Origin of the sequence: Chryseobacterium kimseyorum, assembly GCF_025971945.1 — a bacterium.
Lineage (GTDB): Bacteria > Bacteroidota > Bacteroidia > Flavobacteriales > Weeksellaceae > Chryseobacterium > Chryseobacterium kimseyorum.
In genome coordinates this window covers 60694-75428 of record NZ_JAPDHW010000011.1, presented here as the reverse complement: position 1 = coordinate 75428, position 14735 = coordinate 60694, and the positions used below count along the sequence as shown (strand labels likewise).

The following is a 14735-nucleotide window of genomic DNA, read 5'->3' as shown; positions in this document are numbered from 1 at the left end:
TCCATCATCACATAGAAGGAATTCTGCTAATTGCTGGCCGCTTGTTGTAAAGCTCTTTAAAACTTCTTCCACTTTTCTCCATCACAGCTACGGAAATTATAAAACAATTCGGTCGGTGACGATCCACCTTTCATCGATGGAAAAACATGATTACTCGATATTTAATAAAAGAGCTTCTCTGATATTTTGGTTTTTAAGATTATTCGAACAGCTCATATTAACTGTTTTTTCCAAACTTGTCATATCGTTTGTAATTTTGATGTTGTAATATTCTTTATGTAAAATACCGTTAAGTATCTCGGGGCAAATCACATATAATCTGAGAAGTTTACCATACAAAATTTGATTTGAGATGTCAACAACTTCAACTTCATAGCAGTTAGCATTTTTAATGATTCCACATCCGGCGTTATTTCTTGAAAAGCTAAACTTCACTCTAACCGTATTTTTATCTAATAATTCTGTATTTATATGATATGTGTTTTTATCACTGGCATTAACAATATTATCACCACACATTGTTATCATTATAAAGAATGTAAATATTATTTTTAGTTGCATGCTATTTTAAATATAAAGTTTAATTCTACTAGTTCAAAAACTTTTCATTGTGTTTTGACAAGTTTTACCAAGTTCTTCAACAAGATTTCTATTTTGAATAATTTTCATTCTTACAGTTTTTATTTGAATCTAAATTAAGAAAAAACCTCAAAGAAATTTCCTTGAGGTTTGATTTATGTTTAAAACATTTAGTATTAAAAACTGCCAGTCCGACTACGGACCTACATATTTCTACGATATTTCCCACCCACTTCAAACAAAGCGTTGGTAATCTGCCCAAGCGAACAGTATTTTACAGCATCCATCATCACATTAAATAAATTCTGCTGATTGATGGCAGCGTGTTGAAGCGTTTTCAGGGCAGCTTCAGATTTATCTTCATTGGATTTCTGGAAATTATGAAGGGTTTCAATCTGCACCTGCTTTTCTTCCTCAGTCGAACGGATAACTTCTCCCGGGCGAACCGTTGGTGAACCGTCTTTTCCTAAGAAAGTATTTACACCGATAATTGGATATTCTCCGGTGTGTTTCAGCCATTCGTAATGCATCGATTCTTCCTGGATTTTTGAACGCTGATACATCGTTTCCATCGCACCCAAAACGCCACCTCTTTCCGTGATTCTGTCGAATTCTGCATACACAGCTTCTTCTACCAAATCTGTCAGTTCTTCAATAATAAATGAACCCTGAAGCGGATTTTCGTTTTTAGCTAATCCTAATTCTTTGTTGATAATCAACTGGATGGCCATAGCTCTTCTCACAGACTGCTCAGTCGGAGTTGTAATCGCCTCGTCATAAGCATTGGTGTGTAGTGAATTACAGTTATCGTAGATTGCATAAAGCGCCTGAAGCGTTGTTCTGATATCATTAAAATCAATTTCCTGCGCGTGAAGCGAACGTCCTGAAGTCTGAATGTGGTATTTCAACATCTGGCTTCTTTCGTCTGCACCATATTTCAGTTTCATTGCTTTTGCCCAGATTCTTCTCGCCACACGTCCGATTACTGAATATTCAGGGTCGATACCGTTGGAGAAAAAGAAAGATAAGTTCGGTGCGAAATCATTAATATCCATTCCTCTTGACAAATAATATTCCACATAAGTGAAACCATTTGCCAAGGTAAATGCCAACTGAGAAACCGGATTCGCACCCGCTTCTGCAATGTGATAACCGGAAATAGAAACCGAGTAGAAATTTCTCACTTTTTCAGTAATAAAATATTCCTGAACGTCACCCATCAGTCTCAAGGCAAATTCAGTGGAGAAAATACAAGTATTCTGAGCCTGGTCTTCTTTTAAAATGTCTGCCTGAACGGTTCCTCGAACTGTTGCAATCGTTTTAGCCTTAATTTCAGCATAAGCTTCCGCAGGAATTACTTCATCTCCCGTGATTCCTAATAGTTTTAAACCTAAACCATTATTGGAAGGTGGTAATTCGCCATTGTATTTTGGTCTTTCCAAACCTTTGTCGTCAAATTTTTCTTTTAAAGCTTTTTCAACATTTGCTTCTAATTGATGTTCAGCAATATATTTTTCAACATTCTGGTCGATGGCCGCGTTCATAAAGAATGCCAGCAACATCGGCGCAGGTCCGTTGATGGTCATTGAAACTGATGTCATTGCATTCACCAAATCAAAACCGGAATACAGTTTTTTAGCATCATCTAATGTTGCGATAGAAACTCCCGCATTTCCGATTTTACCATAAATATCCGGTGGTAGAGCAGGGTCCTGTCCGTATAACGTCACGGAGTCAAACGCTGTGGATAAACGTTTTGCATCCATTTCCGCAGATACATAGTGGAATCTTCTGTTGGTTCTTTCCGGTCCGCCTTCTCCTGCGAACATTCTCGTAGGGTCTTCTCCTGTTCTTTTGAAAGGATAAATTCCGGCGGTGTAAGGAAATCCGCCCGGAAGATTTTCCTGACCCTTCCATTTAATCAAATCTCCCCAATCGGTATATTTTGGTAAAGATATTTTTGGAATTTTTAAATGAGATAAAGATTCAGTTGAGGTTTCCACCTTGATTTCTTTTCCACGAACGAAATAAGAATAAAACTCAGCTTTGAAAGCCTGTTTGGTGTCATCCCAATTTTTTAAGAAGTCGATGTTTTCCTGTTGAAGGTCTTTTTCAGCCTTCTGATATTCAGCATCCAGAGTTTCGTTTGAAAGGAAACTTTTTACGCCTTCAATGTGATACATTTTTCTTGCTAATTCTGCCTGTTTTTCAACGTTGGCATCGTACTGTCTGTTGTTTTCAACGATTTCAGAAAGATAACGGACTCTTTTTGGAGGAATGATCGTGATATCTTCGGAAACTTCCTGTTCAACAAAACCTTTTAGATTTAAATCAGAATATTTAGCATTAACTTTATCGACTAATCTATTGTACAAATCGGTCGTTCCGTGGTCATTGAACTGAGATGCTTTTGTAGCGTAAACCGGCATATCATCCAACGGACTTTCCCATAGCAAATGGTTTCTCTGGAACTGTTTTCTTACCGCCTGAAGCGCATCGAGAGCGCCACGTTTGTCGGATTTATTTAATGCAACCAAGTCTGCATAATCCAACATATCGATTTTTTCCAACTGTGTGGAAGCTCCGTATTCAGGCGTCATCACGTACATTGAAACATCAGCAAAATCTGAAACTTCCGAACCTGACTGTCCGATACCCGAAGTTTCCAGAATGATAACATCAGGATAAGCCAGTTTCAACACATTTAATGCTGAATGAATAAATGGAGAAACAGAAACGTTGTTTTCTCTCGTCGCCATCGAACGCATATAAACTCTTGGGTCATTGATGGCGTTCATACGGATTCTGTCACCCAAAAGCGCACCTCCTGTTTTCTTTTTTGAAGGGTCGATGGAAATAATCGCAATCTTTTTACCCGGATTTGAACGTAAGAAACGTCTTACCAATTCATCAGTTAAAGAAGATTTTCCCGCTCCACCGGTTCCTGTGATCCCGATGATTGGGATATTTAAATCTTTTGATTTTTCATCAATCGCTTTTACCAAATCCGGTTTTTCTTCTGAGAAGTTTTCAACCGCAGAAATGATTTTTGCGATGCTGGTCGAGTTTTCGAAACTGATGTTATCCAAATCTTCAGCAGTCACTTCCTTTCCGGTTGCGAAATCTGATCGTTTCACCAAATCATCGATCATTCCCTGAAGACCAAGTTCGCGGCCGTCGTCCGGAGAATAAATTCTGTCGATTCCATAAGACATAATATCTTCGATTTCTTCGGGCAGAATCACACCGCCACCACCACCGAAAATTTTAATTTGCGGAGAGTTTTTTTCTCTTAAAAGGTCGTAGATGTATTTAAAATATTCGTTGTGACCACCTTGATAAGAAGTCAGGGCAATGGCGTTGGCATCTTCCTGAATTGCTGTGTTTACTACTTCTTCAGCAGATTTGTCGTGGCCAAGGTGAATGACTTCGCATCCCGTTCCCTGAATCACACGGCGCATAATATTGATGGCCGCATCGTGCCCGTCGAATAACGAAGCTGCGGTTACAATTCTTACTTTGTTTGTTGGAGTATATTTTTGGGTTTCCATATTGTTTGTAGAAAATTTCTAAGTTTCCAAATATAACAATTTAATAAAAACTTATTTTAAATATTTAAGATGTTGATTTTTAAATATTTAAATGAAATTGTAGAAATGCACATTCCCGATTTTGAGTTTTATGTCTGATACGGTTATTGATAAATATGATCATCTTTAGTGTGACGTTAAGTTAGATGGTTGTGGATAATAAATAATTGTATCACATTATTAAATGAAGTGACTTTGTAGTTATTTAAAACGTAATGGAAGACAAAAAAATTAATTTTTCTGTGCAGTCATTATAAGCAGGTCTTTTCACTTATTTTCGAAATACAAAATTTTAAAATTTACAGCGGAAAGGACTAATTTAACTATACGAGTTTCCTTTCAAAAAATTCATTATTTTTGCGTCATATAAAAAAGGTATGCAGAAAGCACTGATGTATTTCGCTTTGGGAACGGTTCTCAGTTTTGTGATCAATTATTTTTTCATCAGCAGTGAAAATGTTGATCTTGATATTTTTTATGCAGTTGCGTTCGGCTTAGCCTGGGGCTTATCTTACTATCTTGATACACCTAAATTCACATTAGTCCAAAAATTGCTCAGTTCTTTTGCGACGATGGGATTGTTGGTATTTGTAGGTTCTCTGATATTTAATCTGGAACTGGCAATTCCTGCCATTCTGAAATTTTCCACTGTTTTTGTGGCGTACTATTTAATCGCAAGCTTTAGAGCGAATAAGTCTCTGCGTAACTGATCGATACTTCAAAATTAATCTCCGAAAAAATATTTCAGAACTTTAAATCTTTCCTTATCTATAGATGCAGATCGATTAAGTTTAAATAAGTTTTCACAATCTAAAAATAATTTGTACCTTTGCACACCCTTATGGGGAAAATTATGTTTAATCTTTAACTAAAACGTGTGAATACATTAAGTTACAAAACTGTTTCAGCGAACAAAGCTACTGCAAATAAAGAATGGGTTGTAGTAGACGCTGAAGGACAACCGTTAGGAAGACTAGCTTCTAAGGTTGCAAAGATTTTGAGAGGTAAGCACAAAGCAAACTTTACACCTCACGTAGATTGTGGTGATAATGTTATTGTTTTGAATGCTGGGAAAGTTACACTTTCCGGAACCAAGTGGGAAGACAAGACTTACATTTGGCATACAGGATATCCTGGAGGTCAAAAGTCTATGACGGCTACTGAACTTCTAAAGAAAGATTCTTTAAAAGTATTGGAAAAATCTGTAAAAGGTATGCTTCCAAAAACTAAATTAGGATCTGCTATGTTCAAAAACCTTTATTTATATGAAGGAACTGAGCACAAGCACGAAGCTCAACAGCCTAAAACACTTAATATTAACGAATTTAAATAATTAATATGTCTATAGTTCACAAAATCGGAAGAAGAAAGACTTCTGTAGCAAGAGTTTATGTAAAGCCAGGTTCTGGTGTGATTACAGTAAACGGTAAAGAAGCTGCAACTTATTTCTCTACAGACGTAATGGTTTATAAATTAAATCAGCCGTTTATCCTTTCTGAAACTGTTGGTCAGTATGACGTTACCGTAAATGTTTTCGGTGGTGGTAATACAGGTCAGGCAGAAGCTATCAGATTAGGTATCTCTAGAGCGCTTTGCGAAATCAATGCTGAATACAGATTGTTGTTGAAGCCTGCAGGTTTGCTTACAAGAGATGCAAGAATGGTAGAAAGAAAGAAACCAGGTCAGAAAAAAGCAAGAAAGAGATTCCAGTTCTCAAAACGTTAAAAAAGCGTATGGCTATTGGCTTATGGCGGATAGCTTTAGAAAAATTTTTAAAAAATTATTTTTTAACCCAAGCTGGGAAGCCAGTTGCCGAAAGCAATCAGCCCAACAGCAACTTTGCCCGTTACGTTTAGCATCCAAACACTTCTCCCATCTAAAGAAGTTGTTGATTGTTTAAGAAACGGAAAGTAAACTAACAAAAACAGAAAACATGGCAAAAGCAAATGTAAAAGACCTTCTAGAGGCTGGTGTACACTTCGGTCACATGACTAGAAAGTGGAATCCAAATATGGCTCCATACATTTTTATGGAGAAAAATGGTATTCACATTGTAGACTTACATAAAACAGCTGTTAAATTGGATGAAGCGTGCAGCGCTTTAGAAAAATTAACTTCTGCAGGTAAAAAAGTTCTTTTCGTAGCTACCAAAAAGCAAGCGAAAGAAGTAGTTGCTAAGCACGCTGCTGAACTTAATATGCCTTATATTACAGAAAGATGGCCGGGAGGTATGTTAACGAATTTCGTTACAATCAGAAAAGCTGTAAAGAAAATGAACTCTATCGACAAAATGAAAAAAGACGGTACGTTCGAAACTTTATCTAAAAAAGAAAGATTACAAGTTGACAGACAAAGAGCTAACTTGGAGAAAAACTTAGGTTCTATCTCTGACATGGTGCGTCTTCCTTCTGCAATCTTCGTTGTAGATATCATGAGAGAACACATCGCTGTAACTGAAGCTAAGAAATTAGGTATCCCAGTTTTCGGTATTGTTGATACTAACTCTGACCCAAGAAAAGTAGACTTCGTTATCCCAGGAAACGATGATGCTTCTAAATCTATCGATATGATCTTAAACGTTGTTTCTGATTCTATCAAAGAAGGTCAGTCTCAGAGAAAAGCTGATAAAGAAAAATCTAAAGAAGAAGGAGAAGTAGTATCTGCTGATAAAGATGCAGATTTCGACGCTGCTGCTGAATAATTGAAGATTTATCTTTAAAATAATAAAACCGCTGAATATCTTTTCAGCGGTTTTTGTTTTTTTATCATTGAGGCGCATTACAGTTTTTTCTTTCGCCTTTTAGGTAGGGTACTTTTCTTAGCTTCTTTTTCCGAAGCTTTATTTGATCCGTTTTCAGCGATTAAATCTTTTCCGTAGGACGATTTTGGTTCTGGATTTTTTAAAACAACAACCAGACTTTTGCGGATATCTTTTGAACTTTGATACTTCACATCACACACATTTCCCGAGAAAGTATAAAGATCTTTGTTTAACACAATAAAGTTTTCACCCTTTGCAGGAATGGCGAGATTGTAAAACTTCTTTCCGGATATCTCCAAAACCAGATCACAGTCGGAATTATTTTTAAGCAGAAGAACAGCTTCATTATGATTGATATCTTCATTAAACATATTGTTCAGAAGCGTCTTGGTTTTTTCACGATGTTCATCTGAAGTTTCAGCCATCAGCTTTTTAAAAACTTCCTGGTGGGTTTCACTGTTTATTTTTTTTCCTGGATGATCAGGCAATTCCATGAAAACAGGCCTGGCTTCCATAGGTTTTGCATCTTTTGCACCTTTGGTCCAGCCGGCATTTTTTAACGCAATAATACGCTGTTTAAGAATTCTTTTTTTGGGATCTTCAGGATGTGTTTTCCCGAGGTATTCTTCAATCTCATTGATATTGGTGCTTTTAAGAATGTCACTTCTGTCACCATTGCTGGCACAGGCACATGACGAAAGCATGAGACCGAAGAAGAAAAAATTCGATATTTTTTTCTTCATCAAATTGTGTTTTCAAATTCTGAATATAATTCAGAACAGGTGTTGAACACAAAGATAAAAAAATAATGAAATTATTTAGAGTCTGCTTAAAAAATGATTAAAAGCCAATTTTCAAAGTTTTTTTCTTTCTCCGCTCCTATAGAAGAAATGCTATGGAAATTATACCTTTTAGGGTGGGGAAATCAATTTCAAAAGGCTCTCTAGTTTGATAATTTAATATTGTAGGAGCTTGTCATGTATTTTGTTTTCTGATACACAGAATTACAAAGCATTGCGGAAAGATTATAGTTCTGGTTTTTCGGTACCATTGCAGACCCGATTTTATTGACGCCGATAGGAATTTTTTTAAAGTAATTATTTCCACTGATGGTTAAAACCATATTGCAATTCGACTTGTTTTCCACGGTGATAGGGACAGTAGGGCTTTCTGAAGAATCATTAAGCAGACTGGTTAAAACTTCTGCAGTTTCAGATTTGTAGGTCTTGATTAAAGTTTGATATTCTCTCTCAGTCTGTGAAACAGAATTCGCTCTAATTCCTGAATTTGACACAGCAGGTTTTCTTACAGGCTGTCTCGTTTGAGTAGTCGGCGTGGAGCTTCCACAGCTATTCATTAGGAAATTTATAAGAATTGAAAGGAGAAGAAACTTTTTCATATTGATGTTTACTTGTTTACACTTTTAATTAAACTCAGAAATGTCATCTTTATTATCATTAAAAAAAGCTGCAAAATCATTTACAGCTTGAGAAGGATTTAATTAATCCTGAATTTTATATACGTGATTGTTTTTCCTTTTGCCGAAAAAAGGTCTTCGTAATAGGTTTTTATGTCTTTTAAATGTGGTGTTCCGGGATCATATTCTACGGCACCGTAAATATCGTGATGGGCACTGATGATTTCATAGCCGGCTCCCTGAAGGTAGCCTAACGTATACCCATGCAGAAATTCTGAGTCCGTTTTCAGATGAACAATTCCGCCGGGTTTTAAGAATTTTTTGTAGCGCTCCAGAAAATCTGGGTGGGTCAGTCTGTGTTTTGTACGTCGGTACTTAATCTGTGGATCCGGAAATGTAATCCAGATTTCATCAACCTCATTTTCGGCGAAGAAATGATCTACAAGCTCGATCTGAGAGCGGATAAATGCCACATTGTTCATGCCATTTTCTACAGCTTCTTTAGCTCCGAACCAAAATCGTGCGCCTTTAATATCAATTCCTATAAAGTTTTTTTCAGTAAATGTTTTGGCAAGACCTACCGTGTATTCTCCTTTACCACATCCTAATTCTACTACAATAGGATGGTCATTTTTGAAGAAATCTTTTCTCCAGTTTCCCTTCAGTTCAAAACCATTCAGAGCTTCATCTCTTGTTGGCTGAATGACGTTTGGTAATGTTTTATTCTCTGCGAATCTTGCTAGTTTGTTCTTGCCCATGTCTAAATATGAAATCGCGCAAAATTAGCAAAAATAACATAGAATCTGCTGATATTTAAACTGAAAAGAAAGCGGACGATCAGATTTTAGAAACTATTTTTTCAGTGAACTTCCCAATGCTACCATCAGCGGTTTTTGGATGGTTTTCTGAGATGCGTACTGAGCCCCACAAACAATGCTTGTCAGAAGATAATCGCCTTTTTGTACCACAAGAGAATTGTCTCCTCCTGCAGGAACAGGAAGTCTGTATTTTGTAGTTCCGATACCTTCTATCCTCACAATAATATTACAGTCCGATTTATTTTCAATCATAATGATGCATTCTTTTGCATTCGGATCATTGTCGAAGAGAGAATTCAGGATTTTGACAGTTTTATTTTTATGTTCCACAGGATTATCTGCCATCAGCATATTAAATTCTGATGCTTCGGTGTCGGCTATGGCTGTAGAAGTTTTTGCCACAGTTGGGGATGCTACGAATACGTTTTTTGGGGAACTGGGTGTGTAGACTACGGCAGACTGGCCGACCTGTAATTCACGCTGATATTTTGCAATCTGTTTCTGCTTGATGATTGCATTCATCTCATCAAAAGTAATTTTTGTAGAAGATTTTCTCTTCAGCATAGCAAGCCAATCCTGCATCTGCTTTACTTTAGAATCATTTGGAGCTGCATTTTTTATATACTCCTTCATGAGATCCATTACTTTCGGTTTCAGAACAGATCTCCGGGGATCATCCTCATGGGCATCTCTTAGGAAAGCATTGATTTCGTATATGTTTTTACTCTTCAAAATATTGCTGTAGTCCTTACCCTTTTTCTGGGCAGAAATACAGATAAACATCAGCGTACTAAAGATTAAAAGTAACTTTTTCATTTAATATTAAATCAAGGTGATTGAAGTTATTTTTTTTCTTCAAATATGTTTTTTGAATAAAAAGACGGGTGTGATTGGCTTTACACCTATAAAAGTAAACATATTTTTAATGATTGAAAAAAAAAGACCGTTAAATTTTTTTTAAGTAAACATTTTAGACATCCTCGCAATGCTTATTTTAAAACATCTTGAAGGTGTGAGTTTCTTAATCTTCTCTGGTAAATCGGAATGTATTTCTCGATTGGAAGTTTTACTGCTTCAAAATTTCCTGTCTGTACATAAACTTCCACATTTTCTGAGGTATAAACAAACTGAAGAAAGTTATCGATTAGATTTTCAGGAATTTTAAATCTTGTAAAGTAGTCTTTTCCGAGGTAATTTTTAATCTGCGTTACAGAATTCGTCATCCTTTCATAGGCAACGTAACGCTGCTTTTTCTTTCGCTCTCCCGATAAAATATCAAAAATACTTTCTAAACTGAATGTAAGACCACCGTCCCGAAAACCTGCAACAGGAAGTTCCGGAGGGGTGCCGTCACCTTTAGGCTCCGGTAGGCCAATGACTTTTTTCAGCGCATAAGCTTTGTCTTCTTTACGTAAAGAATTAACGTCATATCTCAAATTTCCAGTAGGACGGAATCTGTTGATCACGACTTCCTGAATATCATGGTAAGCAACTTTTAATTCGACTAAATTTCTATTGTTGAAACTCTGGGGTGAAAGCTTTACATCTTTTCGCTCTGTAACAATTGAGGTAAAACGGATAACGTCTCCAGGATCTGCCTGTAGTGTAAAATCACCATTGTAGTTAGTAAGAACGGTTTTGTAAGTCGTAAGATTGGTCACATAAACCTGGTTAAGATACAACACCGAATTGTCTCTTAAAAAAACCTGACCCGAAAAAATCTGTGCATTAACTTTAGCAATAAAAATCAATAACAAAAGAGTAATAACATTCTTCATATAATGTGCAAAATTACTGAAGAAAAACAGCATTATTTAATAATACTCGCCGTGATGCAGGTTAAAATTATATTAAACTTTATATTTAAACTGTTAATGAATGTTATAAATAGGGTTCTAAACTTAAATACTCAGAATTATTTGTCCCACAGACTGTCATTTCTGTTTTTTACCAAAAGCCAGCTTGTATATTTCACAGTGGTAGAATTTCCAAACTCGGTCCAGGAAATGAAATACCAGTAAGTCGCTGTAGAAACAGGTCTTCCTTTCATTTTTCCATCCCATGTAAATTTGTTTGAAGGCGAACCTCTGAATAACTCAGCGCCATATCGGTCAAAAATTCTGAATTCAAGATTGTCTTTGGTCATTAATGAAGAATAATCGATATCATCATTATGGCCATCTGCATTAGGAGTAATGGTGTTAATCAGATTAATAATCACAAAAGTCTTTTCTACCACATCACATTTCTGAGAGTCTCTCACATAGATTTTATGATTGCCCTGCGGAACATTGTAGAATACATTTGAGCTTTGCCAGGTATTGTTATCCAGTGAATATTCGTAAGGCGGAGTTCCACCTGTAACGCCAATAGTGACGGTAGTTCCATTAATATCGATTAAAGTAATTACCGGTAAAACAGATTCAGATACATTGACAAACTGTTTGTAAACGCAGCCGTCAAAAGTAAGTTCTACCCAATAATTTCCTGCGCCTACATTGGTGATGGATGGAGTAGTAGCACCAGTGCTCCAAAGGTATGACGTAAATCCAGGACCTGCATCCAGCGTTGTCTTAGTCTTCGGACAAATCAGTTTGTCAACGAGGATGTCAGATTTTTTTGGAATTTTAAGTGTGATTCTTAAAGTTCCTACATTCGGGCAGAAGCCTGCTTTTTCAAATCTGATATAATAAGTCTGCGTTCCGGTAAGGGTGACCGTTCCGTTGATTGGTGCCGTGTCATTCTGTGCATCAAGTAGCGTTGCGTGGTAAGTTATGCTAACCGAAGGATCTATCGTAAATTGAGGGATAAATTGGGATAGATTTACTACTTTGCTTCCGTCCAGATCATCGTCACAGAAAGTCGTGATTACAGAAGTTGTGATCAATGGAAGTCTTGTTCCTACCGTAAAGTTGATAGGCTGAATAACAGGCGCACATCCGTTAGGAGATTCCACCCTAATATAGATCGTTGTGTTTACGGTGTAACTCCAGTTATTGGGAAGGATATTGTTGTTTCCTAAGTTTGCATCTGCCAGCTGAGCGTAGTATCTCACATTGGTAAAATATGCAGGATTATTCAGAACCAAAGGGGTGATATCAGATAAAATAACGTTTACCGTTCCATCGAGATTTTCGTCACATTGGTTTCCGAAATTTCCGGGTGTAACCACTGCTAACGGAAATAAGTTGAGCGTAATCTCGGCAATATTCTTACAGCCTGTTGGATTCTTAACAACAACATAGACAATTGTTCCGTTGGGAGCAGAGTGGGCATTAGGCACCGTAATCAAACCTGCTGCATTTTCGGTTTGTGCTGCCAGTAAACTCGTATAATATGTTTTGGTTACCGGAGTGTTTAAAGTAACGTTTGCTGTTGTTAAATCGAATGTTCCTAAGCCATTGACATTACATGCCGTCAGCGTCGCATTATTTACGGTCACAGGCTGAATGTTCAGGGTTACCGTTATAGATTCGCAATCAGGGAAATCAGGATCGTTTCCGCAGAAAGTATAGGTAAATGTATCTGTTCCGCCTGCAGCCGGATTAGTCACTGTGTAAGTAATCACTCCCGTTGCTGTATTAATAACGGCTGTTCCTAAAGTGGGTGCAGACGTTATTGCTACTGTAGAAACTACCGGCGTCTGTGTCGAAGTGGTAAAGGCTGGAGTTATGATTTTACCGTCACAAATATTAAAACTGGCGGTGGTTTCTTTTAAACAGTTTAAAACTTTAAATGCTGCTGTTACCAAAGGTGCGCAGCTTCCCATCGTTACAGAGCAGGTATAGTTTCCTGATAACACAGGGGTAAATGATGGTCCGTTTGCCCCAGGGATAATATTTCCGTTTCTGTACCACTGATAAGTTTCGTAGATAATAGGATCGACGGTTAAAACAATTCCAGGCACACAGTTTCCACCGGATTTTATAATCACGGGTTGCGTAGAAAATCCGGCAAAAAATCCTCCGTATCCTACTGCATCACTTCCAGCAGTGATCCCGGCAGTAATTGCTTTTGTGGAAACAACCGTTATGGTTCCTACCGTATTTGGTATTCCATACGTAACCCAAGGTGTTAATCCTGTCATATCGAAAGGACCTGTACTTGGAGGAGGAACGACCCCGTTGACTGTCACGATTGCACCGCGTTCTGTTACTAAATTTAATTTTGTCGGAATATTCAGTATTCCTGAGGGGTTGGCATTAGAATGAACAAAATTTTCATTAATTAATCCAATTTCATCGATCTGTTTAGGCAGGTAACAGCTTAAGGCTGGTATAAAATTAAATCCGCCTGTGGCGATCTCAGTTCCTCCGGAAGAATCTCCGGCCAAAAACTGATACACGTATGCGTTTTTGGTGGTTCTGATATACATATTGTAGTGGCTCGTGCCCTGCAGCTGATATTTTGTGTCTGGAACCACATAATACTGTCCGATATTCAGAGTCGTTATCGGTAATACTTCATTGTTAAGAAAAACCTGAGTGTTGTTTTCAGTTGCGATTACCAAGGCACCCTCCATGTTGCTTCCGATGCTTCCGTTACCTTTTACGAGGGCAAACTGAGTACCCAGCTGCTCAACAGGTACCGACTGATCCATCAGTATATCTGAACTTAGGGGAACATTTCCAGCGTACTGACCGTTGAAATTTCCATTGGTAATGTTGACAGGTTTATCTGATGTAATTTTTGCTCCAATAAATCCATCAAAATTTCCGGCGATATTGCCGACACCGTCGATAATATAAGACTGTCCCTTATTTAAAATAAAAGTCATTGTGGGATTTGTCAGTCCCGTGGTTCCGTTTGAAAACTGAACGGTAGATTTATATCCTGAAACAGTAACAGTGGTGTTGTCTTCAGTGGCCAGAATACTGGTCATAAAATTAAGAATACCGTTGCTTACAGTAATCGGGGCATTGGCAACATAAAAGTTTTTACCGGTTGAAGGAATACCTTTGGATGTGATAATCTCTGCATGATTAAATACTGAAAATCTCAAATTGGCATAAAACGGAAAATCTGCTTTCAGATAGAGTCCTTTGGTTCCGGGCGTAAAAAGATCAGTCTGAACAGTAGTGATGATGTAATTTCTTAAAACGTCAAATTTCTGTGGATTATTTTTACTGATCGTAACCGTGCCTATGACAACATTATTGTTATAAATAGTTACAGCAAACGGTATTGTACGGTTTGTGGAGAGATATAATTTTTGATATGGATTTCCATTTCCTGTGCGGTCTACCATTGGCGCAAACCAATGTTCTCTATCCAGTTGTGCGAAAGAAATAGAGAATACATAAAAAATAAGAAAGAAAGATAGAATTTTCTTCATTCTGTATTTGATTTTATCACAAATTTAATAATAATATGCGTTGAATCATTTAAAAATAAATAAAAAAACCACGATTTCATATCGTGGTTTTATAAATATTTTAAAAGAAATTATTTATTCTCTGTTTTTTACTAAGATCCATCCTGAGAATTTAATTGGAGTCTTGTTTTTACTCTCATTCCAGCTGATGCTAAACCAGTAATTTCCAGTAGAAACTTTTTTGGTTTTATTAATG

At 37.0% G+C, this 14735-nt stretch carries 12 protein-coding genes; 4 read left to right on the top strand and 8 right to left on the bottom strand.

What is annotated here, in order from left to right; all coding sequences use genetic code 11:
• Positions 1-150: 150 nt before the first annotated feature.
• Positions 151-528: a hypothetical protein gene (locus OMO38_RS15225; protein ID WP_264751043.1), complete on the bottom strand. Its 378-nt coding sequence runs from the start codon at positions 526-528 to the stop codon at positions 151-153.
• A 254-nt stretch (positions 529-782) separates the two neighbouring features.
• Positions 783-4130, bottom strand: a complete 3348-nt coding sequence (locus OMO38_RS15220; protein ID WP_264751042.1) for a methylmalonyl-CoA mutase family protein — start codon at positions 4128-4130, stop codon at positions 783-785.
• 416 nt (positions 4131-4546) lie between these two features.
• Here OMO38_RS15220 and OMO38_RS15215 point away from each other — a divergent pair, with 416 nt between their 5' ends.
• The 4 genes from OMO38_RS15215 to rpsB all read left to right on the top strand — a co-directional run bounded on the left by OMO38_RS15215 (position 4547) and on the right by rpsB (position 6870).
• On the top strand, positions 4547-4879 hold the full coding sequence (locus tag OMO38_RS15215; RefSeq protein ID WP_264751041.1) for a hypothetical protein: 333 nt from the start codon (positions 4547-4549) through the stop codon (positions 4877-4879).
• Positions 4880-5046: 167 nt separating this feature from the next.
• Positions 5047-5502 carry a 50S ribosomal protein L13 gene (rplM, locus tag OMO38_RS15210; RefSeq protein WP_264751040.1) on the top strand — a complete coding sequence of 152 codons (456 nt, stop codon included), beginning with the start codon at positions 5047-5049 and terminating at the stop codon, positions 5500-5502.
• 5 nt (positions 5503-5507) lie between these two features.
• On the top strand, positions 5508-5894 hold the full coding sequence (gene rpsI, locus OMO38_RS15205) for a 30S ribosomal protein S9 (RefSeq protein ID WP_129535866.1): 387 nt from the start codon (positions 5508-5510) through the stop codon (positions 5892-5894).
• 208 nt (positions 5895-6102) lie between these two features.
• A complete protein-coding gene (gene rpsB, locus OMO38_RS15200) occupies positions 6103-6870 on the top strand; it encodes a 30S ribosomal protein S2 (protein ID WP_047445142.1) in 768 nt (255 codons plus the stop codon).
• Between the two features lie 77 nt (positions 6871-6947).
• On the opposite strand, the gene OMO38_RS15195 is transcribed toward rpsB, so the two are convergent.
• The 6 genes from OMO38_RS15195 to OMO38_RS15170 form a co-directional block, all read right to left on the bottom strand.
• Positions 6948-7673: a DUF6759 domain-containing protein gene (locus OMO38_RS15195; protein WP_264751039.1), complete on the bottom strand. Its 726-nt coding sequence runs from the start codon at positions 7671-7673 to the stop codon at positions 6948-6950.
• Positions 7674-7873: 200 nt separating this feature from the next.
• Positions 7874-8287, bottom strand: a complete 414-nt coding sequence (locus OMO38_RS15190) for a DUF6759 domain-containing protein (protein WP_264751038.1) — start codon at positions 8285-8287, stop codon at positions 7874-7876.
• A gap of 140 nt (positions 8288-8427) precedes the next feature.
• Positions 8428-9105 (bottom strand): tRNA (guanosine(46)-N7)-methyltransferase TrmB, encoded by a 678-nt coding sequence (gene trmB / locus OMO38_RS15185; protein WP_264751037.1) that lies wholly within the window; start codon positions 9103-9105, stop codon positions 8428-8430.
• Positions 9106-9198: 93 nt separating this feature from the next.
• A complete protein-coding gene (locus OMO38_RS15180) occupies positions 9199-9981 on the bottom strand; it encodes a DUF6759 domain-containing protein (RefSeq protein WP_264751036.1) in 783 nt (260 codons plus the stop codon).
• 173 nt (positions 9982-10154) lie between these two features.
• On the bottom strand, positions 10155-10943 hold the full coding sequence (locus OMO38_RS15175; protein ID WP_264751035.1) for a hypothetical protein: 789 nt from the start codon (positions 10941-10943) through the stop codon (positions 10155-10157).
• Positions 10944-11080: 137 nt separating this feature from the next.
• A complete protein-coding gene (locus OMO38_RS15170; protein ID WP_264751034.1) occupies positions 11081-14500 on the bottom strand; it encodes a T9SS type B sorting domain-containing protein in 3420 nt (1139 codons plus the stop codon).
• Positions 14501-14735: the final 235 nt, after the last annotated feature.